This is a genomic window from Acetobacter tropicalis (genome assembly GCF_001580915.1).
Taxonomy (GTDB): domain Bacteria; phylum Pseudomonadota; class Alphaproteobacteria; order Acetobacterales; family Acetobacteraceae; genus Acetobacter; species Acetobacter tropicalis.
The window spans coordinates 20583-42334 of sequence record NZ_LHZQ01000212.1 but is presented as its reverse complement, the minus strand read 5'-3'; the positions used below and the strand labels follow the sequence as shown (position 1 = coordinate 42334).

At 53.8% G+C, this 21752-nt stretch carries 18 protein-coding genes and 3 riboswitches; of the genes, 10 read left to right on the top strand and 8 right to left on the bottom strand.

What is annotated here, in order from left to right; translation table 11 throughout:
- Nucleotides 1-72: 72 nt before the first annotated feature.
- A complete protein-coding gene (locus AD944_RS10685; RefSeq protein WP_045542481.1) occupies nucleotides 73-1140 on the top strand; it encodes an MFS transporter in 1068 nt (355 codons plus the stop codon).
- A 25-nt stretch (nucleotides 1141-1165) separates the two neighbouring features.
- Here AD944_RS10685 and AD944_RS16805 read toward each other — a convergent pair whose 3' ends face one another.
- On the bottom strand, nucleotides 1166-1342 hold the full coding sequence (locus AD944_RS16805) for a hypothetical protein (RefSeq protein WP_156105416.1): 177 nt from the start codon (nucleotides 1340-1342) through the stop codon (nucleotides 1166-1168).
- Between the two features lie 160 nt (nucleotides 1343-1502).
- On the opposite strand from AD944_RS16805, the gene AD944_RS10680 reads away from it, so the two are divergent.
- Both AD944_RS10680 and AD944_RS10675 read left to right on the top strand, forming a co-directional pair.
- Entirely contained in the window at nucleotides 1503-2159 is a 657-nt protein-coding gene (locus AD944_RS10680; protein WP_045542480.1) for a peroxiredoxin, read from the top strand.
- 36 nt (nucleotides 2160-2195) lie between these two features.
- Complete coding sequence (locus tag AD944_RS10675; RefSeq protein WP_082741230.1) at nucleotides 2196-2972, top strand: RBBP9/YdeN family alpha/beta hydrolase; 777 nt, start codon at nucleotides 2196-2198, stop codon at nucleotides 2970-2972.
- Nucleotides 2973-3107: 135 nt separating this feature from the next.
- Here AD944_RS10675 and AD944_RS10670 read toward each other — a convergent pair whose 3' ends face one another.
- From AD944_RS10670 to AD944_RS10660, 3 genes are all read right to left on the bottom strand, one after another.
- Complete coding sequence (locus AD944_RS10670) at nucleotides 3108-4589, bottom strand: PepSY domain-containing protein (protein ID WP_261763741.1); 1482 nt, start codon at nucleotides 4587-4589, stop codon at nucleotides 3108-3110.
- Nucleotides 4589-6655 (bottom strand): TonB-dependent receptor plug domain-containing protein, encoded by a 2067-nt coding sequence (locus AD944_RS10665; protein WP_052427176.1) that lies wholly within the window; start codon nucleotides 6653-6655, stop codon nucleotides 4589-4591. The genes AD944_RS10670 and AD944_RS10665 overlap by 1 nt, the downstream gene beginning before the upstream one ends.
- Nucleotides 6656-6718: 63 nt before the next feature.
- A complete protein-coding gene (locus tag AD944_RS10660) occupies nucleotides 6719-7132 on the bottom strand; it encodes a hypothetical protein (protein ID WP_045542478.1) in 414 nt (137 codons plus the stop codon).
- A gap of 128 nt (nucleotides 7133-7260) precedes the next feature.
- Nucleotides 7261-7477, bottom strand: a riboswitch (cobalamin riboswitch).
- A gap of 97 nt (nucleotides 7478-7574) precedes the next feature.
- Nucleotides 7575-7792, top strand: a riboswitch (cobalamin riboswitch).
- An 83-nt stretch (nucleotides 7793-7875) separates the two neighbouring features.
- Here AD944_RS10660 and AD944_RS10655 point away from each other — a divergent pair.
- Entirely contained in the window at nucleotides 7876-10134 is a 2259-nt protein-coding gene (locus AD944_RS10655; RefSeq protein WP_236709214.1) for a TonB-dependent receptor, read from the top strand.
- A gap of 5 nt (nucleotides 10135-10139) precedes the next feature.
- Here AD944_RS10655 and AD944_RS10650 read toward each other — a convergent pair whose 3' ends face one another.
- Nucleotides 10140-11039, bottom strand: coding sequence for a LysR family transcriptional regulator (locus AD944_RS10650; RefSeq protein WP_045542476.1), 900 nt, complete (start codon nucleotides 11037-11039; stop codon nucleotides 10140-10142).
- A 421-nt stretch (nucleotides 11040-11460) separates the two neighbouring features.
- Nucleotides 11461-11697, top strand: a riboswitch (cobalamin riboswitch).
- A 329-nt stretch (nucleotides 11698-12026) separates the two neighbouring features.
- Here AD944_RS10650 and AD944_RS10645 point away from each other — a divergent pair.
- Nucleotides 12027-13109, top strand: a complete 1083-nt coding sequence (locus AD944_RS10645; protein WP_035380504.1) for a Rieske 2Fe-2S domain-containing protein — start codon at nucleotides 12027-12029, stop codon at nucleotides 13107-13109.
- 210 nt (nucleotides 13110-13319) lie between these two features.
- Here AD944_RS10645 and AD944_RS10640 read toward each other — a convergent pair whose 3' ends face one another.
- From AD944_RS10640 to AD944_RS10630, 3 genes are all read right to left on the bottom strand, one after another.
- Nucleotides 13320-13658: a tRNA-binding protein gene (locus AD944_RS10640; RefSeq protein ID WP_045542475.1), complete on the bottom strand. Its 339-nt coding sequence runs from the start codon at nucleotides 13656-13658 to the stop codon at nucleotides 13320-13322.
- A gap of 377 nt (nucleotides 13659-14035) precedes the next feature.
- Entirely contained in the window at nucleotides 14036-14830 is a 795-nt protein-coding gene (locus AD944_RS10635) for a family 1 encapsulin nanocompartment shell protein (RefSeq protein ID WP_045542474.1), read from the bottom strand.
- Nucleotides 14831-14841: 11 nt separating this feature from the next.
- Nucleotides 14842-15870 (bottom strand): Dyp-type peroxidase, encoded by a 1029-nt coding sequence (locus tag AD944_RS10630; protein WP_045542473.1) that lies wholly within the window; start codon nucleotides 15868-15870, stop codon nucleotides 14842-14844.
- 337 nt (nucleotides 15871-16207) lie between these two features.
- Here AD944_RS10630 and AD944_RS10625 point away from each other — a divergent pair, with 337 nt between their 5' ends.
- The 5 genes from AD944_RS10625 to AD944_RS10610 all read left to right on the top strand — a co-directional run bounded on the left by AD944_RS10625 (nucleotide 16208) and on the right by AD944_RS10610 (nucleotide 21717).
- The gene (locus tag AD944_RS10625; protein ID WP_006558393.1) at nucleotides 16208-17641 is read left to right on the top strand and encodes a cytochrome ubiquinol oxidase subunit I; all 1434 of its coding nucleotides are present in this window, start codon (nucleotides 16208-16210) and stop codon (nucleotides 17639-17641) included.
- A 3-nt stretch (nucleotides 17642-17644) separates the two neighbouring features.
- The gene (gene cydB, locus AD944_RS10620; protein ID WP_035380368.1) at nucleotides 17645-18664 is read left to right on the top strand and encodes a cytochrome d ubiquinol oxidase subunit II; all 1020 of its coding nucleotides are present in this window, start codon (nucleotides 17645-17647) and stop codon (nucleotides 18662-18664) included.
- Complete coding sequence (locus tag AD944_RS16400; protein WP_006558391.1) at nucleotides 18651-18800, top strand: DUF2474 family protein; 150 nt, start codon at nucleotides 18651-18653, stop codon at nucleotides 18798-18800. The genes cydB and AD944_RS16400 overlap by 14 nt, the downstream gene beginning before the upstream one ends.
- Before the next feature lie 54 nt (nucleotides 18801-18854).
- Nucleotides 18855-19319 carry a nitrate reductase associated protein gene (locus tag AD944_RS10615; RefSeq protein ID WP_035380366.1) on the top strand — a complete coding sequence of 155 codons (465 nt, stop codon included), beginning with the start codon at nucleotides 18855-18857 and terminating at the stop codon, nucleotides 19317-19319.
- A 94-nt stretch (nucleotides 19320-19413) separates the two neighbouring features.
- Nucleotides 19414-21717, top strand: coding sequence for an FdhF/YdeP family oxidoreductase (locus AD944_RS10610; protein WP_045542472.1), 2304 nt, complete (start codon nucleotides 19414-19416; stop codon nucleotides 21715-21717).
- The last annotated feature ends 35 nt before the right edge of the window (nucleotides 21718-21752 follow it).

The window sequence follows — 21752 nt, the reverse complement described above, 5'->3', positions numbered from 1 at the left end:
TCTGGCTCCTCGCGTACAATTGGTTTTTGGGCGTTAGCGGCTATCAGCGCGGCGGATTGTGCAGCGCACAGCATGAATTCGCTTGGCCCTTTTGCTGTGGGAGAACTGGTTAAGAGCCATCAGGTCAGTGTTGTGCAGGCAGGTGTGTGGAGTTGCGTGGAAATGCTCTCCTACGCTGTGGCCATGACCGGCATTGCCTCCTATGCCGCTCGCGTGCGGTTGCGCTCTCTGGCGCTCATGGCCGCTGGGGCTGTTATTGTGGCGCAGGCATCCTCCGCCGTCATGCATGTGTTCTGGGGCTTGCTGGGTCTGCGGGTGCTCTCGGGCTTGGGGCTTGGTGCGCTGAACGCAGTGGTAAACATTGGCGCCAGCCGGCTGGGCAGTCCCGTTTTTGTGCTGTCTTTTGTCATGGTGGTGCAGACCATCGTTTTTTCGGCGTCCAGCCTCTTCCTGCCCTATATTGGCACAGCGGCCGGGCAGGCCGGTATTTTCCTGACGCTGGCGTGTATTGTGCTTGTGTTGGCCCCCCTGATGCTTCTGTTGCCAGATACACACGGCAAAACCCCAACGGTGGCCCACAGCAGGGCGCAGATGTCTGGCAAGGAGGCTGCAGCCCTGCTGGCCGTATTATGTTACACAGGGGGAAGCTTGGCCGTATGGCCGTTCACGGAGCGGATTGCGGCTTCAGTCGGACTGGTTCCGGCAGCCTTTGGCACGCTCTCGGCTTTCGCAAACATATTGGGGCTGGGTGTTTGTCTGGCGAGTGTCAGACTCAGCCGCACCGCATCCAGTATGCGGTTTCTGGCCCCTACCATTGTCATTACGGGCCTAATTTGCATTCTTCAGGCGTGGCCACCATCCAAAACACTATTTTGCGCTGCGTTTTCGTTAAATTATGCGCTGTGGTTCTTTATTTATCCCAGTCTTGTGGGGCTAACGTGCCTGGTGGACCCATCTGGGCGGCTGGCGGCCCGCTCCGGCGGGGCATGGATGCTCTCACAGGCAGGCACAACGTTATTGGCGGGGTTTGCGGGTACAGCCGGCCATTATGCGTGGATAGGGGTGCTCAGTTTCCTGCTCTGTCTTGTTTCAAGTGTTTGCACATCTTTTGTGAAACCTTTTGTAAAAGACCGGGAATAAAAGCACACACTTCAGTCCGCTCTTCTTAGCGTGCTGCGGTTTCAAACGTGGTTTGTACCACGTCATACTGAAACAGGCATGATGTGGCTTGAGAAAGAGAGAGCATGGCTGATTTTGCATCAGGTTGGGATGCAACCAAACCACTTGCCACAAGCAAGAAACTGACCACGACAATTCCCGGCCAAAGTGCTGTTTTCAGCATACACGCGTTCCCTTTGCTCAGAATAAGCCATAAGAGCCTCCTGTGGGTAAGACTCTCCCTCTCTCAATCCACTTAAATATATTGAATTATAATTTTTACAACGACAAAAATATGTGGTTAACTTATTTCATATTTCCTGATGTGATTTGGAGCGGCGGATATGACCATTCAACTCGGACAAACGGCCCCGGATTTTGTGCAGGACAGCACACAAGGGCCTATTCATTTTCATTCATGGCTTGGGTCTGGCTGGGGTATTCTGTTCAGTCACCCCAAGGATTTTACGCCTGTCTGCACAACGGAACTGGGGGCGGTGGCTCGTCTTGCACCAGCATGGGCCAGGCGGAACACAAAGGTTCTGGGCTTGTCTGTGGATGAACTGAAAGATCATAACGCATGGGAAGCCGATATTGCCGAAACGCAGGGCAGCACGGTTGATTTCCCCATTCTGGCAGATGCCGATAAAAAGGTGGCGACCCTATATGGCATGATCCACCCGGAAGCCGACCCGAAAGTAACGGTCCGGAGTGTTTTCATTATTGATCCAAACAAGAAAATCAGACTCACACTGACGTATCCTCCCTCAGCCGGGCGGAATTTTGATGAGATTTTGCGTGTGCTGGATAGTCTGCAACTGACAGACAGCCAGAAAGTCACCACACCTGCTGATTGGCGCGCGGGTGAAGAGGTGATTATTGCGCCATCCGTGAGTGATGACGAGGCTCGGAAACTGTTTCCGCAAGGGTGGAAGGCACTCAAGCCCTATTTGCGGTTGGTCAAACTTTCCGCAGACCACAAAACACCGTCCGTTCCCTGATTTTCGGTTCCGCCCGATAACGCAAGGCATTCTGTGATGAACAAGAATGAGCCCCTGACTTATGCTGCGGGAGAAAAGCGCGTGTCATCTCCCGCCACCCCTTGGGATAATGCTGCGTACCATACAGCGCTCCGCCATATTGAGCGGAAACTGTGGGATATCAGCACAGATCCGGAAGATGTGTTTCATCATCTTTCTTATTCCCTGGCCCCATTTGAGGTTGTGATTGTGCCCGGGTTGGATGGTTCGGGGCCGAAGCATTGGCAATCTCGCTGGCAGAAGGTGTTTACGCAGAATAACTGTGCTGTACGGCGTGTGCGGCAGGAAAACTGGACCAAGCCTTCTTATGATGGCTGGCTGAAAAAGCTTGCCAGCGCCGTAGCCCGTAGCAAAAAGCCTGTTCTGCTTGTGGCGCACAGTCTTGGCAGTATTGTGGTTGTGCATGCTGCCCACAAAGGGCTTCTGTCAAAGGTGGCCGGGGCGCTTCTGGTGGCCCCGGCGGACGTGGAGAACAGCCCGCAGGAAGATGCGCATCGGGTGGAAGCTTTTAGCCCCGTTCCGTTATCTCACCTGCCTTTTCCGGCCCTTGTTGTGGCCAGCAGAAATGACCCATGGCTGAGTGTCCGCCGAGCCCGCTTTCTGGCGCGCTATTGGGGGGCCACTTTTGTGGATGCCGGGCGTGTTGGGCATATAGGCAACCACAGTGAGATTGGTTGCTGGCTGGATGGTCTGTTGTTTCTCGACCGTTTGGCACAAGGCATTTTACTGGACAGGCAACCTGTTTCCCAACAGCAGAAAAAGGTGCTGCAATAACTGTTATACCGGGTGCGTGGCGTCGTCATGCGCTACGCTTGATAGAAATGTAGGCACTCCTTGTTTCTTCCCTGGATGTTGCTGGAGAGCGAGGAGCTATGCTGATGATCCCTTACGGATATAACTTGCAGGAAATCATGATTTAATCAGGTTTTTTTGTCCTGATGAACTTGTTCTTCTGCCCATTTTCCACTTCAGGCGTTTGGCGGCAATGATAACGCCTGAAAGGTAAATCAGCAGGACGCCGCATAGGAGTGGAAAAACAATAGTCCATCTTGCAACCGGTTTGCGGAGCCACTCCCATAGGTCAAGGTCATGCAGCCCGTAAACAATCCATCGGGATTGTTTGGCGGGGGTATCAAACGCTGCGACCAGTTCTCCGGTTTGCGCGTTCAGGTAGAGAAGCGTGCCATCAGGCGCGGTCCCTTTCAGAACGGGGAAGGTGCGGATGCGTGTGGCATGGTTAAAATAATAGGCATCGGGCCGCGTTATGAGGGAGAGGTCAGACTGTGGGGAAAGAACATGCCGCTGGTGGAGGGCCTTCTCCAGCATGTCTGGTGTCAGACGTTCCGGTTGAAGCTGTGCGGTCAAACGCTCGGACTGACCGTCTCTTTTTTCAACACGTAATGACACTTTGTCGGCCAGAACCACGCCCTGAACCTGCGTCCATGCGGATGGGTGGGTGGTGATGAATTTCTGAAGAAATGTTTGAATAGTGCGCCCATTCACAGCGCCACTCACACGTTGCGGGTAGAGAAGAGCCTGCTCACTTTCAAAAAGTCCAGCCGGGTTCATGGTCAGTAATCCTGTTGTAATCCAGGATAACGCCAGAAGGCCAAATACTGTGCCGCCAAGATGGTGGACAAGATGCCAGCGTCGATAATAGGAAAACGGCCATTTACGGCGCAGGCGTAAAACCCCCACCAAAAGCCCGGTTATGGTCAGGAACACGCCTATGCCCGAAAAAACAATAACAACCTGCTGCCATAGGGCGGGGTGCCTGCGTAATAGTGCCGGGTACAGCCAGTGAGGAATGGCACCAACCCAAGCCCAGCGCCGCGATGCTGCCGTGGTGGCCTGCACAACATCGCCTGTCAGGCGAGAAACATAGAGATAAGTTCTTGATACATCTTCAAAGCGGTAGCGGTGAAAACCATCCTGCCGTCCATGCGTATCCAGCACCCATTGGTCATCCGTGGTGGTTCCATCAAAAACGGGTTCCTGATAGGTGCCGGTGGCCTGCGCATAGCGTCGAGCGCTGACGCTGGCGTTTTCTGGGGTAATTGTTCCAGTGTGTCCTGTCCTTAAATCAACTGCGAAGGATGAACCCTTGGCTGGATAGAGGGTCAGAACAGGTTCATCTCCAATCGAGGCAAGGCGAAACCCACGGAACTGAGCATTGGGCGCGCTCAGGCTGGGAATATCAGGCAGAGTATCCGGCAGATGCAGTGGAGCATAAACGGCCTGCTGGGCTTTCTCATCCGGTTGCGGCCATCCGTGCCAGAGCATGACAATGCCAGAAGCGCACCATAAAACCATAAGCAGGCCCATGCAGATTCCGGTCCACCTGTGGGTAAGATATAAGGTGCGTAAAGCCAATTTTGGTAATCTGGGCATCAGAACCGATAGGTATAGGCAAGCTGAAACGTGCGTGGCCACCCAAGAGAAACATACCGATAAGGGAGGGAGCATCCGTACGGACCATCAGTCGATGTATCTTTGCATCCACGGCTTGGTCTGCCGTATTCCGCGCCAGTCAGATTCTGAATGCTGAAATTCAAGGTGTGGTGGCGCTCCTTATCAATATAATAACGGCCCGACACATTCAGAACAGGGTAATTGCCATAGTTTATTCTCTGCCCCGAAACAGAGATATATTGTGACCCCGTATAAACAAATGTTGCGGTTAACCCAAAAGGCAGATCCTTTGGGTGGTAATCCAGACTGGTTTTAACGAGGCTGCGGGGAATCTGCACCATTTGCAACCCGTTATTCTGGCGGGCGTGGTTCCATGTAAAGGCGGTGTCCCATGAAAAACTATGGTTGAATTCCATTCCCCCTGAAATGCTGACACCGTTCACATGTACGGTTCCGTTCTCGTTACCAAAAACCTCCTGGCCGGTTTTTTCATCAAAGGTTGTGTAGTCAATCAGATTATCAATCCGCCGAACAAAGCCTGTCAGGTCCCAGTGTATTCCAAAACGGCCACTTTGCAGGCGTTGGCCAAGGGAGAAATTGGCACTCAGGCTTCTTTCGGGTTTGAGGTTCGGGTTGCCTCTTTCATCCTGCGGATCATCAGCAAACAGTTCTTCAGCCGTCGGCAGGCGGAAGTTGGTGCCCACTTCACCTCTTGCATACAGATTGAAGGGGAGATCATATCGCCCTACCACATTCCAGATTGTGGCTGAGCGTCCGGTAGTGGGGCTGTTGTAACGGAAACCCGCGGCAATATGGGCATGAGGAAGCAGATCTGGGGTCATTCTGAGTTGTGCAAAGCCTGCGTTGGTCATTTCCGTTTGCGGAAGAATACGCAGAACGTTGTCCTGCCCCCCATAGCGTTGCATGTCATAGCCGAACCATGCTTCCAGCCCCCGATGCAGGATGGCGCGCCCAAGCACATTGACGCCGTAATCTTCATACCCCCAATAGGCATTGCGGTAGAGCACATCACGCTGGCCGGGGTGCTTTAGATCATTATAAATCGTGTCATAATGGGTATCCCAGTTATGGTAATACCCTTTCACATAGAAATTCAGACGCTCCAGCGGATGAAAATCCAGTTTGAGCGTGGCAAGATCTTCCACCCGGTCATTTGTATTTTTTGCCACCCGGTAAGGGCGGGCATAGTCCAAGTTGGCAATGGTATGCTGGTAGGTGGCTGTCAGATTGAGTTTTGACGTAATGTCCACATTGTATTTTGCGCCAACGGTATAAACGGAATATTTACGGTCCCGATGTGTTGCGCTAGGCTGATAATCCTGTTTCCGAAACGCGCGATAGCCGTCTGTTCCGTCCCCCGAGGCATAGACAACAAAACGATGTTTCCCAATCGCATTGGCCAGATACCCGTCAAGATGTCTGCCGGTGTTGCTGTCTCCAGATGCGGTTATCTGGCCGGTGAGATGATCGGAAAAAGGACGGGTAACAATATTCACCGCCCCCGCTACGGCCTGCGTGCCATAAAAAAGGGACTGGCCTCCATCCAGAATTTCAATTCTGTCAACAATGGCGGCTGGCAGTGTATCAAGGGGCGGGGTGCTACCGTAGAGGCGGTTGTTGATCCGCACCCCGTCCACTAACCAGAGCACATCTTCGGTGCGTGAGCCCATAAGGGAAACATCCGCGTAATCGAAAGGACCATTCTTGAGCGCGACGGACATGGAGGGCGCGAGGGCGGAGAGAGCCTGAGCCACATCAACATAGTTTCCGTTGCGTATGGCTTGCGCCCGAACAACATCCACTTTTACCCCTGAGCGGGCAAGGTGTTCAGGGAGCGTGTCTTCAAGAGAATGCCCCACCACAGTCAGATGTTCATGCTGTAGTCTCTTCTTTTTGGAACCATATTTATTTTTTGTCACGTGTGCCGGCATGGCGGAAGGGGCGGTGTTTTCTGCGGCCAGCAAAGTGCCAGAAGTAAGGAACCACACCAGAAAGGTGAGGCTGATAAAACGGGGTGCGGGCATGAGGGGAGCAACCGGAGCAAGGCAGTTTAACGGGAAATGCGTGACAGGATCAGAGAACGTGGTTCAGGTCACGCCATCATAAAGCGCCATGGCGGCGGCTCTGGCCCCAACTGTCCAGTGCACCGTGACATATGTCTGCACAATATGCTCTGCGTCTTTCGTGGTCTGAAAGGCCAGCTTGGGCGGTAGCGCGTCCAGAAGATCAAGGGCATGGGCCAGCATGGGCCGAAAAGCCGCTTCCAGTGCAGTGCCTCTGTCTTGGTATGGGCGGGGGCAGGGGCCGAAGGTTTTCATAAAAATGCTGTAACCGCTTTGAACAATGTCCGGTTCTGTATTGGGCGGTGGCATGTGCGCCATAAGGGCTGCCCTGAGCGCATCCGTACGGGACGGGCAGCGTTCAATCATGGTGCGCACCAGCGGATGCAGACCATCATGCGGTGTGCGGGCGCGGGGTGGAGAAGGAAAACCGAGTATCATCTCTCAGAAATCTCCCCGCCAGCTAAAGCAGGAACAAAGCCTTGCGTTTTTCAAGGCATGAGACAGACACCACACAGCGGCACATTGCACAGTACGCTCTCCAGCCTCCGGTACATCCCGCCCGGCGGCACGGTCAGACGACGACAGCAGGTCTCCTGGCTCGCGGATAATCGGTTCTGATTCAGCCTTCCCGGTGGTGACACCAGTGGCCCGCTTTTACAGCGGAAAAATCAGACCCATACCGCATACAGTTGCGGGAGCAGCTGCCGACTTGCCTTTGGTCTCTAAGGCGTACGGCATTCCCTGTTCGCCCGTTCGCACGGGACTGTCGACAAGTGAGCAAACTAATGCACACAAATGGGGCAGTCCGCAATATTCTTTGCAGACTGGGGAAGTGCTCGGAAAAATGTCGCGCACGTTGACAAAATTCACGGGTTTGTGTCTATCAGCCAATCGCTATGGTGCCTTCAGCCTCCTCTTGCTGGGATGCTGCAAGGCTAAGAGGGAAACCGGTTAAAAGCCGGTGCTGCCCCCGCAACTGTGCGCTGTGAGGTTTTTTGGAAACATGACGCCACTGAATACCCCTTCGGGTGTTCGGGAAGGTATCCATCACACCGTTGACCAGCAAGCCAGGAGACCTGCCATTGCAGAAAAGTCACGGACGGAGCCGCCGAACGGGGTGATTCGGGGGCGAGGCGAAGCTCTCTCGTCTCCACCGCGGTGATGTTTGGTGGAGCTATTCCGTGCGACCAGTTTATTATATCGTGACGCTTATGGCGTCTGGCCTTTTCTGCATGAGCGCGGGCCATGCAGAAACAACCGGTTCTGGTCAGAAACAGAGTGTAACCGGCCCTCTTTCCAAGAATGTTACATCCGCCGGAAAAGCGGAATACATCACCACACATGGGAAAACGGCCTTCCTGAAAACGGTGGCTGGTGTTGGTGGACGGCTTGGTCTTTCCATCCAGCATTCGCCTGCTACCATTAACGTTATTCAGCATGATCTGATGATGCAGCGTGGTTATGCGCAGGCAGAAAGTGCAGCGGACAGTGCGCCGGGTGTATCCTCCGGTGGTTCTCCTGGTAGCCCGGCACAGTTGATGATGCGCGGCTTTACCGGAAACCAGATCCTCATCTTGCGTGATGGTCTTTATTTCGGGCCAACAACCATGGTTAACCGGCCCCAAAATACCTTCAATCTGGAAAGCGTGCAGGTGTTGAAGGGTCCTTCTTCCGTGCTGTACGGACAAGGGGCAGTCGGCGGCACGGTGGACATGCGCGCCAGAACGCCGGATTTTGATGCAGCCCATGCCAATGCGCTCTTATCCTACGGCAGCTTCAACACCTGGAATGCAGGTGTGGGTGGGTCCGTGCCCATTACAAAAACGCTTGCCATTCGCTCAGACTTCAGCCGCACGTCATCCGACGGGTTTGTAAAAGGCGCAGATCCACATTCAGATGATTTTACAACCACACTGTTGTGGAAACCAACAAACCGTTTCACCGCGCGCCTGAGCATGGATTACCTGACAGACCGTCTCTCCACCTATTATGGCACACCACTGGTCTCTCTTGCACAAACAGGCGGGCGCGTTGGCGGCTTGCTCAGTTCCTCCAAGGGGCAGGGGGTCACCAGAGGGTCCTTGTGGCGCTATTATAACGTACGTGATGGACGAGCGGGTTCTGTCAATGCAACGCCCACCCTGCATCTTGACTGGCAGGTAAGCCCCACTATCCAGATTCATAACAGCAGTTATTTTGTGTATTCCAAGCGCCGTTGGAACAATGCCGAAAGCCTGAGCTACATTGGCAAGACAGGCGCGGTGGATGCTGGAGGGAACAATATCGCGCCAGGCCGGATTGGGCGTGACAGATTTTATGTGTATCAAAACCAGCATCAGGTAGGAGATACCCTCCATACGCAGTTTGATTTCAAAATATTCGGCATGAAAAACAGGTTTGTGTTAGGCGGAGATGCCTATTATCTCCGGTTTATCCGTAATCGCGGTTTTCCTGATGCGTCCTATGCGGATAGTGTCTCTCTTGTCAGTCCAGAGCAGACATCGCTGGGCACGTTTGCAGGCGAATATCCTTTCCGTAAATCACCTACAACCATGGTGCAGGCCGGTCTTTTTCTGGAAGATGTTCTCACTGTTCGGGATAATCTGCGTATTGTAGGCGGTTTTCGGTATGACTGGCTTGCCCTTAACCGTCAGAACTACAATCAGAACGGTGGGTACAATGCGGCCAGCAGTTTCAAGGGGCACTACAATCCCGACAATTTCCGTATTGGCCCGGTGTGGGATCTGACAAAAGATATCAGTCTTTACGGTGTTTACACCACGGCGGAAGATCCTCCGGGGTCTAACATTTTTCTTGCTAACCGGGGGCAGTTCAGCCGCCTGAGCCATTCCCGTCAGGGCGAGATTGGGGTCAAGGCCTCCACATGGCACGGGCGTTTTACAACAACGCTGTCGTTTTATGATATCCGGCGCACCCGCATGCTTGTGGCAACAGGCCCGGATACGGTGGCGACGGCAGGTGTTCAGAAATCCCGTGGTCTGGAATGGCAGGGTGATCTTGTGCTGAACCAGCACTGGAGCCTGTCCGGGAATGTTGCGTACACCTATTCACGTTATGGTTCGTTTCATCCCAGCGCCGCTCTGAATGCTTCTGGTAATCAGGTGCCCAACGTTCCGGCTGTTACGGCCAACCTGTGGGGGATTTGGTCTCAGGTGGCGGATCTGCCACTCGATCTGGGGGCCGGGTTACGGTATGTTTCCGCGCGTAAAGGGGATTACGCCAACACCCTGAGCCTGAAAGATTATGCCTTGGTAAATGTTTTTGCAGGATGGCATGCTTACAAGGGTGTTACGGTGTATGGCCGGATTGATAACATAGGCAATAAGCATTTTGTGCAGTGGGCAGACACCAGTTATCCGGGGCAGATTCTGCTGGGGGCTCCGCGTTCTTTTTCCATTAGCGTTCAGGCGGGGTTCTGAGCGCGTTAGGGGGTTGGTATGGCTCCTGCCGCAAACTGGATGAAGGCGCGCATATATTCAATGTCGGCATCAGTTTCGCGCTGACCAAGGAAAATCTGCTTGGCAATACCCGTTTTGCCAAGCCGGACGGGATAAAGATTAAAGCGGGATGCATATTCCTCCACCAGCCAACCGGGGAGGGCTGCAACCCCGCGCCCATGCGCGACCATGACCAGCATGATGTCCGTGGTTTCTATCTGCTTTTGCTGGCGTGGACTGATGCCAGCAGGCTGAAGAAACTGCGTGAAGATATCAAGGCGTTCTGAAGGGACCGGGTAGGTGATCAAGGTTTCCCCGGCAAGTTGCTGGGGCAGGATGAATTTGGTGTGCCGAAGGGGGTGGTCCGGCCCCACAACCAGAACAAGCTCGTAATCAAAAACGGGGGTGAAACTCAGCCCCGGTTTGTAAAGTGGATCTGGCGTGACAAGAATATCAATCTCGTTGCTGAACAGGGCCCCAATCCCGCCAAACTGGAATTTCTGGCGTACGTCCACATCCACTTTGGGCCATTGATCCAGATACGGTGAGACAATTTTCAGAAGCCATTGGTAGCAGGGGTGGCATTCCATACCGATGCGTAAGGTGCCTCGCTCGCCATTGGCAAATTGCTCCAACCTGTCTTCCGCCAGAGCAAACTGCGGCAGCAAGCGGTTGGCAAGGGATAACAACCACTCACCGGCTTGGGTGGGGGTAAGGGAGCGCCCCTCCCGCCGCCAGATTTTCACGCCAAGCTGGTCTTCCAGCTTGCGAATGGCATGGCTGAGCGCAGGCTGGGTCAGATTAAGCTTGGCTGCGGCTGCCGTAAGCGATCCTTCGCGGGCAACTTCCTGAATAATGGCCAGATGGCTACGTTCAAGAACAGGCATGCAATGCTCCGTGTATGCGTATAATTTATATAATTATGAAAATTATACCATTTTTATTCATGATTTCAAAGCGTTCCTTTTTAGATCCTCTGCTTCTTGCATCTGGAAAGTGTTTAAGGGCTACAACCCATACTCTCGTTTTTCCTAATCCAGACCTTCTTGTTGAAAGGGAAAAGAACGTCTGTGTTTCTGTGTCTTATGCGAATAATGTCAATACTGTTCTCAGCCTGCGTGATATTAGTGAAAACGTTCGACGGAATTTTTGAGTCCTATTCTAAGGTCTGAGGAATTTACTTTCTTTTAGAATGGGTGCGTTCTTATATGTTCGTTCTTTATAGTCCATGCACAGAGCTAATGGCTATGTTCTTCTACCATGTTATATTGCATCTTGCGCGGGAGGGGTGGTTAGGCCCATGATGTATCTGCAAAACGCTTCGATGGTCCCGTGCAAGCGGGTTAATAGGGAACACCGTCATGCTCAAGGGGTCAATGAGTGACCTTGAAGGCGTAGTCGGAGGCTGCTCCCGCAACTGTAGGCGGTATGCTTCTGGTTTGGTCGCGTAGAACGTGCGCCACTGTTTTCATCAGGAAACGGGAAGGTTGAATCAGCAAGCCATAATCCGCGAGCCAGGAGACCTGCCATCGTCCAGCCACCAGCCGTCGGGCGGGATGTACCGAAGGGAGGAGAAAAGTGACATGTCTGTCTGCTGCATGTGTCAGCCGTTTTTCACGCAAGAACCGTCAGGGGCGCTTACGTTCCTGAAGAGCTCCGCTTTTTCTCAGCAAAAAAGTAAAATTCGTGTTTGCCCTAAGCGGAAGGCTTCTACCGTCTGAGGCATCTGCTCAAAAATCAAACGGGAATGCGTGCTTTTCAAGACGGATAACTGAGTATACGCGTTCAGGAAAAAAGCAGGAGAAGCCCTATCCTTACAAGGGGAAGATCTTTTTTCCTGTGTCTGAGCCGCGTTGTGTGGGATGGCCATAAGTATGAAAAATGGATCTACTATAAATTCCTTGCAGGCTGCATTATTAGAAAAAGCTGATTTAAGACGGGTCAGAAGTGATCCGAATTTTTGGTACCCCGTTGCGTGGTCCCGTGAAGTGCGCCCCGGTAAAGCTCTTGGTGTTCAGTTTGCGGGCCATCCTCTGGTGGTGGTGCGGCCTACAAACGGTGCTCCTTACGCATTGGATGGTTTGTGCCCCCATAAGCAGGTGCCGCTGAGCAAAGGTGCTGTTTGTGGGGATTTTATAAGCTGTCTGGCTCATGGTCTGAAATATGATAGAAAAGGGCAGTGTGTTTCCCAAAATGGCGCTGCCGATGCGGGTCTCCTTCGCCTCAAGCCGTGGGCGTGCCGGGAAAAAGACGGGCTTATTTTTGTTTTCATGGGCAATCAGGCGCTGGCCGAGACCAAACCGCTTCCTGATTTTCCACGTGTAAGAGATAAACGTTATCGTACCAGACGTTTTGGGCAGGTGGTCAATTGTCATTACAGTTTCATGCATGAAAACCTGATGGATATGAACCATCAGGTGTTGCACAGTCGGCTTGTAGGTAAAATGAAACCCCGTTTCCTTGGCATGGATCGTGGTGAGGACTTTGTAGAAGCGCGTTATACATTTGCCCGCACAGGCGGCAAGCAACCCTTGAGTGAGGCCCTGATTTACGGCCAGAGGCGTAAGGATGGCCGGGACTTCGCTTATAGGGATGTGATGACCATCCGCACACAGTATCCCTATCAAACCCTGCGTATTGAAACGCAGGGTATTGATGAGCCTGTCATGGAGTTATGGATCTCTTATGTTCCTCAAGACAGGCAGGAATTGACAAACCGGGTTTTCGGGCTGTTATCAATTAAACGGCTGAAAGTGCCCTTTCTGCTTGATCTGGCATGGCCCGTGCTGGTTGCTTTTACAGAGCGCGTTTTCTTTGAAGATCGTGAAATTGTGGAACTGGAACAGCAAGCATGGAAGGAACTGGGGGGCGATCATAACGTGGAAGTTTTTCCCGTTATTCTCGCTTTGCGGCAGCTTTTGCGAGACAGAGGTGTGTCGCCCCCTCAGGGGGAGTGAAAGCGCGTTTGCGCAGTGCTGTGATGCTTCAAGCAGACAGAGGGCAGGCCGTTTGCGTCATTATGTGCACGGCCTTTCAATCAGACGCACGCCACTCTGAATAGAAAGAGTGCTCTTTCATAAGAGAGCAACACCCATCAAGGGATACCTTTATACCAAAACGGGTAGTGGGTGTATTGTTCTGTATAGTTATAAGAAAAAAACGCCTTTTTAAAAGAGGCGGCTGCCATCAGGCACATCTCGTTCAGGGATAGTCAGAACCACGCGCTTCTGATCATCAGGGAAGCCCAAGGTCAGAACTTCAGAAACAAACGGGCCAATCTGGCGGGGTGGCAGGTTCACCACACATGCAACCTTCCGGCCAATCAGAGCCTCGGCGGAATAGAGCTCCGTAATCTGGGCACTGGAGCGTTTCAGCCCAATGTCTGCGCCAAGGTTAATGGTTAGTTTCCAAGCTGGTTTGCGGGCTTCCGGGAAAGGCTGGACATCAGTGATTGTTCCAACGCGAATATCGATTTTGGTGAAGTCATCAATGGAAATCGTGGTCATGAGACGAGTCTTCCTTTTGTGTGAAGCAAGTTTTCAAACTGTCTTTAGGGGGCAATAATTCCGGCACTGTGACTACCTGTTTCTGGATGAGTGGGGCATATCTCCCACCTGGATAACACGACAGATAAAACCGTGCTTCTCAAGGAGATGCGGGGAGGCGCTATTACCAATGCACACTTTTCCTCCCTATTGTTGATAGGCTTGCCCCAAACGGTGATCAATTTTTGCAGGAGAGGGGGCTTTTATTCTTGGGGGCGAGTGCCAGGGGCAGGCGAGTGGAGGAAAGAACTCGTTCTGTGTTCTATCCAGAAAACCGGGGAGCGTAGGGCGTAATCAACCGTAGCCGTCTTGTGGAGACGGCTACGGCCTTAGGTGTACTAGTCAATGGCGACAGTGGCTTCACTTGTCAGCACACGGAAGACAAAGCTTTCCTGCAGGTAAAGCTCCACCGTTTCAGCCGTGTGGCTCAAATAGCCAATGGAAAAATCCTGCCCAATATCCAGCGCCAGATCACCTCCACGGGTGGAGACAACAAACGCACCTTCAATGGCGGGGGCCCAGATGATCTTGCCGTCAATCAGGCTCTCAAGATGTTTGCGGATGGGGTAGCCTTCATCATCGCCGCCGTTGACGGCCTCAAATGCCGAGGCTCCCAGCACAATGGAATAAGGGCCATTGACGCCCGCCAGACGTAATTCATTGAGCGCGGCAGAAATAACGGCAGGATAATCCTTGACCGATGCAGGGAGTTTGAGATGCGTGTTTGACGTGCCCTGACGGATGCCCGTCATGCCTGCTGCGGCATATCCGTCAAAAATGGCGCGATCTTCTGCAAAGGCAATTTTCTTTGCAGCGTCCTTGACTGGCTGCCAGTCTGAATCAAGGGAGCCGCGTTCCACGGCATCAATTTCATCGCGTGATACGGTAAAGGGAACACGCAGTTCCACCAGCGGCAGAACATCCCGCAGAACGCTCCGCACACCTTCGCCCAGTGTTTCAATCTGTTTGGCGCGGCCGGTGCCCACACCGGCAAAAGCGGTGCCTTTGGGGTCTGATGTGTCCACAACCCGGCGGCCAGCCAGATGGCGGCGGATGGTGCGGGCGGCTTCATCTTCAATCTCGGCCCAGGCGGCGGAGGAAATGGGAGCCAGATGTCTGTGCAGATTGTTCATGTCAGAACTCCTTATTTGAGTGACCCAATTCCAAGAGAGCCGCTCGGCAGATCAGGGGTAGGTGAAGGGGCTGGAGTGGGGGCAGGTGCTGGCTGATCGGCTGTTTCCAGATCAGGCGCGCCGTCCAGAAAATCACTTGTGGGAATAAAGAACAGCGTTCCCGTAACGGCGGTGCTGACATCCAGAAGTCTGTCGTAATTTCCGGGTGGTTTGCCCACGAACATGTTTTGCAGCATTTGTTCCGTGCGGGAAGGGGAGCACGCATAGCCGATAAAGTAGGTGCCAAACTCTCCTTTACCCACTTCACCAAACGGCATGTTGTCGCGCACGATCTGAAGCTGTTGCCCGTTTTCTTCAATATTGGTCAGCACATTATGGGCATAGCTTGGTTTATCGGCTTCTGGCAGTTCAATATCCGATAGTTTCTTGCGGCCAATAATATGTTCCTGCACTTCAGTTGGGATGGCATCCCATTTTTTCAGGTTATGCAGGTATTTCTGAATAATGACATAGCTGCCGCCAGCAAAAGCCGGGTCTTCCTCACCAATGAGGGTCGCATCAAGGGCTGGCTGGCCGGTGGGGTTTTCCGTGCCATCGACAAAGCCGAGCAGATCACGTTCATCAAAATATTTGAAACCGTGAACTTCATCCACAACGGAGGCGACGCCTTCCAGCCGGGACACGATAGCCGTGCCCAGTTCAAAACACAGATCCATGCGGGTGGCGCGGATATGGAACAGCAGGTCTCCCGGTGTGGAGGGGGCGTGATGCACGCCATTGATTTCCCGAAAGGGATGCAATTCACGCGGGCGTGGTGTGCCAAAAAGGTGATCCCACGCGTTGGACCCAATGCCCGTAATGCAGCTTAGCCTGCCGTCAGGCACCCGGAATCCCACACCGCGAACAAGGGAGGACAGGTCACCCATAAGGGCCTTGATCTGCGTTATGGCCGCGGCATCCGGGGTATCACTGTTCAGGGTTACCACCAGGAAAAGGGCGGCCTGGGTCAGTTTTGTGTCAATGGGTTGAGGTGTGGCCAACGGTCTGAAGCTCCTCGCGCAACAACGCGATCGTGTAACGATATCAGAGCCATAGCATAGGCATGCAGCGCAGCGTGGCAAGATACAAGAATGCGACAGATAAGCAGAATGATCACAAACGGGTCACCATTATAACTGCTGTTTATTATTATATAAGGAAAAGGTCTTGGACGGCAGAGCTCTTGCTGATCTAGTGCAGGGCAAGAGCATTGTGGCTCGTTGCGGAACAGGATGGTTCCCTGCGGCGTTTATGGCAGGAAGCAGCCCCTTTCTTTCAGGGTTTGTGGAGGCTGTTTTCTGGTGGAGCAGCCACATGCATATGTTTGGATGAGACCCAATGCAGCCTGCCCATGACCTTGCGCTTCTTCTGGCGCGCTTTCAGTTTGCCTTTACAGTAGGCGTTCATATTATTTTCCCCGCTTTTTCCATTGGATTGGCGGCCTATCTGGCTGTGCTGGAGGGGCTTTGGCTCAAGACCGGAAGACCAGTTTTTCTTGATCTTTACCGGTACTGGATCAAGGTTTTCTCCATTGTCTTTGGCATGGGCGTCGTCTCCGGCCTGGTCATGTCCTATGAATTTGGCACCAACTGGTCTGTCTTTTCTCAAAAGGCCGGGCCAATTACCGGGGTGCTGTTATCCTATGAAGTCATGACCGCCTTTTTTCTGGAGGCGGGTTTTCTGGGCGTCATGCTGTTCGGCATGAACAAGGTGGGACGGGGGCTGCATTTTGCCGCCACGTGCTGCGTTTCCATTGGCACCCTGATTTCCATGACATGGATCCTTTCCTCCAATTCCTGGATGCAGACGCCGCGCGGCTACAGTATTGATCCCACAACCGGCCGCTTCATGCCAGCGGACTGGCTGGCCATTATCTTCAACCCCTCTTTCCCGTTCCGGCTGGTGCATATGGGGCTGGCGGCGTTTCTCTCCGTGGCGTTCATTGTTGGGGCAACCGGGGCGTGGCACATGCTCAAGGCCCGGCGTGAAGGGCGGATTGCCAGCGAACCTGTGCGGGTGATGTTCTCCATGGCCATGTGGATGGCCGCCATTGTGGCTCCTATCCAGATCATGGCCGGGGATGCCCATGGCCTGAACACGTTGAAATACCAGCCCGCAAAAATTGCAGCGATGGAAGGTGACTGGACGTCAGAAGGGCGTGCGCCGGAACTGCTGTTTGGTATTCCCAACATGAAGGAAGAGCGGACGGATTATGCCGTCAAGGTGCCGCTGCTGGGCTCACTCATTCTCACCCATAGTCTGGAAGGCAAGGTGCCGGGGCTGAAGGATTTCCCCCGTGATCAACGGCCGCCATCGCCTGTTATTTTCTTCTCCTTCCGCATCATGGTGGCGTTGGGCATGCTTATGGCGCTTGTGGGGTTCTGGTCCCTCTGGTTACGGCGCAACAGTACCCTGTTTACCAATACACTCTTCCATCGTGTTGCCCTGTGCATGGCTCCCGCTGGTTTTCTGGCGCTGCTGTGCGGCTGGATCACCACCGAAGTCGGCCGTCAGCCCTGGACTGTTTACGGCCTGCTGCGCACGTCAGACAGCGTTTCTCCCATTGCTTTGTCCAGCATGGCTGTGACCATGACGGCCTTTGTGGTGGTGTATGTGCTGGTGTTTGGTTCTGGCATGGGCATTCTGGTGCGCCTGCTGGGGCGTGCGCCGCAGGAAGGCGAACATGACACTCCCCCCTCTCACGCATCCGATATTCTGGCAGCCCGCATGCATCCGGATGTGATTGACCCGTCTGCTGGCAAAGGAGCCTGATCCATGATGGACTTTGCATACTGGCTCCCCATTGTCTGGGCTGTCATTCTGATTGCAGCCATAAGTATTTACGTCATTCTTGATGGTTTTGATCTGGGCATCGGCATGCTCTTTGCGCTGGAGCGTGATCCCGGCCGCCGGGATGTGATGGTGAACACCATCGCCCCTGTATGGGACGGGAACGAGACATGGATGGTTCTGGGCGGCGCCGTGCTGTATGGGGTTTTCCCCGGTGCGTATGCCACTCTGCTACCCGCCTTTTACCTGCCCATCGTGCTGATGCTGTTGGCGTTGATCTTCCGGGGCGTGGCGTTTGAATTTCGTGTCATGACGCGCGGCACCCCGCGTGAGCGGCTCTGGACCACTGGTTTCATGGTCGGTTCCGGCCTGGCCGCTTTCTGTCAGGGTGCCATTCTGGCCGGTGTGGTTCAGGGTGTTACCGTTACGGATGGCGCTTTTGCCGGTGGGCCACTGGACTGGCTGACACCGTTCAGCATTCTGTGTGGCTTATCCGTGATGTGCGGCTACGCCCTGCTGGGTGCAACATGGTTGATCTGGCGTACAACCGGCGTTCTGGAGGCATCGTGCCGCAGGTGGGCGGCGCGTCTGGCTGTGGGGCTCTTCCTTTGCATTGTTGCTGTCAGTATCTGGACCCCGCTGCTGCATGCGCCTTATCTGCGCCGTTGGACGGCGTGGCCCAATATGCTGTTCGTTGCGCCTGTGCCTGTTCTGGTCGCGCTGCTTGGTGGCCTGATGGTCATGGGCCTGCGGCGGGACCATTCCAAGGGGCCGTTCCTGTGCGCGCTGGGCTGGTTCTTTCTGTGCCTCTCCGGGCTGGGCATTACCATCTGGCCCTATGCCGTGCCGCCGGGGCTGACGTTGTGGGATGTGTCCTCTCCGCCATCAAGCCAGTTTTTTCAGCTTGTTGGCACGGCCATCCTGCTGCCCATCATCCTGACCTACACAATCTACTCTTATCGCGTGTTTCGCGGAAAGGTGACGGAAACAGATGGCTATCACTGATATTGTTCAGGGCAATGGGGATGGCGCACCCAAACGGACCGGCGCACGGGTTGGCTGGTTTGTGGTCATCTGGTCGCTCAGCACGGCGGCGTTCATTGCCGCTGCATCTCTCCTCCATTTGTTGATTCCCAAGTAGGGCGGCAACGCTTTTGCCACTCTTTCCTCCACCGCTCACTCAGGACAGGGTCCGATGCTTTTTGAGTTTGAACGTGATTTTGCCGGGTCATTGCGTTGCATTCCAATGATTGCACGACAGAAGCTGGATATTGTCTGCATCAAGCTGAGCCTGCGGCAATGGAGCCAGTTCTCGCGTGAAGACCGGGAGACGTTGACGAAACTCCCCTGCACCACAGCAGATGAACAGGCCGCGTATCGCGCTCTTGTGGCACACCTGATTGCCGCCCGCAGTAATGAGCCCCTCCGGCCGCTGGACGCCCCCACTCTGGCAGACTGGCAGGAGCCTGACCGGATGCCGGAGGCGGTGATGGGGCAGGCGCAGGTGGATGGCGTGGTGCCGCCCACACCAGCCCAATGGGCGGGGCTGACGCCGCTTCAGCGTTTTGCACTGATCAAACTGGCACGTTCAAAGCATGAAAACGAAAACTTTGTGCCTGCCATGAAGGAATTTGGCGTGCTGCAACCAGAACACGCCTGATATCTGCTGACGCTGTTTTACAAAGAGTGACGATCAGAAAACCGTGCTGCGCGGGGCATGCACTACTCTGCCGCCTATCAAGAGGGTTGATATCATGAGCAAAGAAAAACAGTCTGAATTCAAGCCCTATCATCATCCAGCAGGAGGCTGGGGGGCGGCAGGGGCCACGGCAAAAGTGCTGATGGAGCAAAGTGTTCTTGTCAAGGGATCACGCGGGCTTCTGGCCATGAACCAGCCGGGGGGCTTTAAATGCCCAAGCTGCGCTTTTCCTGATGCGGATCATCGTAAAAAACTGGAGTTTTGTGAAAACGGTGCCAAGGCGCTTGCGCATGAAGCCACAAAGGCGCGTATCACGCGTGATTTTTTTGAGCGCTACACCGTTACGGAGCTGATGGAGAAAAGTGACTACTGGCTGGAAATGCAGGGTCGCCTGACAGAGCCCATGCGGTATGATGCCGCAACAGACAAATATGTGCCCGTCACATGGGATAATGCGTTCGCCATGATCGGCCGCCATTTGCAGGCGCTTGAAAGCCCACATCAGGCCGAGTTCTATACATCGGGCCGCACCGCGAATGAGACGGCTTTCCTGTATTCCATTTTTATTCGTGAATTTGGTACCAACAACTTTCCTGATTGCTCAAACATGTGTCACGAGCCTACAAGCCGTGGCCTGCCGCCATCTATAGGCATTGGCAAGGGCACAATTGTGCTGGCGGATTTTGAGCACGCTGAGGCCATATTTGTGGTGGGGCAGAATACGGGCACAAATTCGCCACGCATGATGACCAATCTGGTGGAAGCCCGCAAACGCGGCGTGCCGATTATCCTGATTAACCCCATGCCGGAACGGGCGCTCATCCGTTTTACGGAGCCGCAGGACGTGCTGCAGATGGGTACGTTCGGTTCAACCCCAATTTCCAGCGAATTCGTGCATGTGCGGATTGGCGGAGATCTCGCCATTTTCAAAGGTATGATGAAAGTGCTGTTTGAAGCCGAGGCGCGTGGGGAGAACGTGCTGGATACCGCTTTCATTCAGGAACACACCGCAGGGATTGAGGCGTTGCGGGAGGATGTGATGGGATGTTCCTGGGCGGATATTACCCGTATTTCCGGTGTTTCTGAAGAACAGATCCGTAAAATTGGTGAAATTTACAAAAACTCTAAAGCCACTATCATCTGCTACGGTATGGGGCTGACCCAGCATCAGGAAGGCTCTCGCCTGTTGCAGCAGGTGGCCAATATTCTGCTTCTGTGCGGGAATTTTGGTAAACCTGGTGCCGGTATTGCACCTATTCGCGGCCATTCCAATGTGCAGGGGGATCGCACGGTCGGGATAGATGAAAAACCAACCCAGCTTTATCTGGACCGCGTGCGGGATGCGTTTGGGTTTGAGCCCCCGCGTGAGCACGGTCACCATGTGGTTGAGGCTCTTGAAGCCATGGAAGCTGGTACGGCCAAGGTGTTTATTGGTCTGGGTGGCAATTTTATTCATGCCGTGCCGGATACCCCCCGCTCTTATGCCGCTATGCGTAAGCTGAACCTGACGGTTGGCATTGCCACAAAACTGAACAGAGGGCATCTGGTGCATGGCAAGGATGCGCTGATCCTGCCTGTTGTTGCGCGGTCTGAAATTATTCGTACGGCGGCAGGCGAGCAGTTCATAACTATTGAAGATGCCATGTCTAACGTGACGGCATCCCGTGGGGTGTTTGAACCGGTCAGTGATCATGTTCTGCCGGAAACGGAAATTGTGTGCCGTATGGCCATGGAAGCACTGCCCAACTCTAAAACGGCATGGGCGCAGTATATGGTGGATTACGGTCCGATACGCGACAAAATTGCCGAGGTGTATCCCGAAATCTATGCTGATTTTGCGGAGAAGATCAAAAACCCCAGAGGCTTCCATCTGGATATTCCACCGCGCCGGCGTGTGTGGAAAACGCCTAATGGTAAAGCCAATTTTCTCGTCATGCCGGGGCTGGAGGTAAATGAGCCCATAACCGATAAGGCTATGTTGCGGCTGGCCACCATCCGTTCGCATGACCAGTATAACACCACCATTTACAGTAATAATGACCGGTATCGCGGGGTGTATAACACCCGGCTTGTTATCTTCATGAATAAGGAAGACATGGCGGAGCGGGGCTTGGAGAACGGTACTGTTATCGGTCTGGAAACCTATAGCGAGGATGGCGTAAGGCGGTATGTGGATGGGTTGAGCGTAATTGCTTACCCCATGTCTCGTGGGGCGATTGCCGGATACTACCCGGAACTCAACCCTCTTTTGCCGCTGGATTATTTTGATGAAATCAGTGGCACACCCGCAGCCAAATCCATTCCCGTAAAAGTGGTGGAAAGTGTGGCGTCAGCACCGCCTATCAAAATTGCCGGGTAAGGGGCAGCCGGGCAGCTATGGCTGACAGGAGAGAG

Excerpts from the sequence above, each read along its gene's own strand:
- AD944_RS10685 (WP_045542481.1), top strand. The coding sequence starts at position 73 with ATGAATTCGCTTGGCCCTTTTGCTGTGGGAGAACTGGTTAAGAGCCAT.
- AD944_RS16805 (WP_156105416.1), bottom strand. The coding sequence starts at position 1,342 with ATGCTGAAAACAGCACTTTGGCCGGGAATTGTCGTGGTCAGTTTCTTG.
- AD944_RS10680 (WP_045542480.1), top strand. The coding sequence starts at position 1,503 with ATGACCATTCAACTCGGACAAACGGCCCCGGATTTTGTGCAGGACAGC.
- AD944_RS10675 (WP_082741230.1), top strand. The coding sequence starts at position 2,196 with ATGAACAAGAATGAGCCCCTGACTTATGCTGCGGGAGAAAAGCGCGTG.
- AD944_RS10670 (WP_261763741.1), bottom strand. The coding sequence starts at position 4,589 with ATGCCCAGATTACCAAAATTGGCTTTACGCACCTTATATCTTACCCAC.
- AD944_RS10665 (WP_052427176.1), bottom strand. The coding sequence starts at position 6,655 with ATGCCCGCACCCCGTTTTATCAGCCTCACCTTTCTGGTGTGGTTCCTT.
- AD944_RS10660 (WP_045542478.1), bottom strand. The coding sequence starts at position 7,132 with ATGATACTCGGTTTTCCTTCTCCACCCCGCGCCCGCACACCGCATGAT.
- AD944_RS10650 (WP_045542476.1), bottom strand. The coding sequence starts at position 11,039 with ATGCCTGTTCTTGAACGTAGCCATCTGGCCATTATTCAGGAAGTTGCC.
- AD944_RS10645 (WP_035380504.1), top strand. The coding sequence starts at position 12,027 with ATGAAAAATGGATCTACTATAAATTCCTTGCAGGCTGCATTATTAGAA.
- AD944_RS10640 (WP_045542475.1), bottom strand. The coding sequence starts at position 13,658 with ATGACCACGATTTCCATTGATGACTTCACCAAAATCGATATTCGCGTT.
- AD944_RS10635 (WP_045542474.1), bottom strand. The coding sequence starts at position 14,830 with ATGAACAATCTGCACAGACATCTGGCTCCCATTTCCTCCGCCGCCTGG.
- AD944_RS10625 (WP_006558393.1), top strand. The coding sequence starts at position 16,208 with ATGCAGCCTGCCCATGACCTTGCGCTTCTTCTGGCGCGCTTTCAGTTT.
- cydB (WP_035380368.1), top strand. The coding sequence starts at position 17,645 with ATGATGGACTTTGCATACTGGCTCCCCATTGTCTGGGCTGTCATTCTG.
- AD944_RS16400 (WP_006558391.1), top strand. The coding sequence starts at position 18,651 with ATGGCTATCACTGATATTGTTCAGGGCAATGGGGATGGCGCACCCAAA.
- AD944_RS10615 (WP_035380366.1), top strand. The coding sequence starts at position 18,855 with ATGCTTTTTGAGTTTGAACGTGATTTTGCCGGGTCATTGCGTTGCATT.
- AD944_RS10610 (WP_045542472.1), top strand. The coding sequence starts at position 19,414 with ATGAGCAAAGAAAAACAGTCTGAATTCAAGCCCTATCATCATCCAGCA.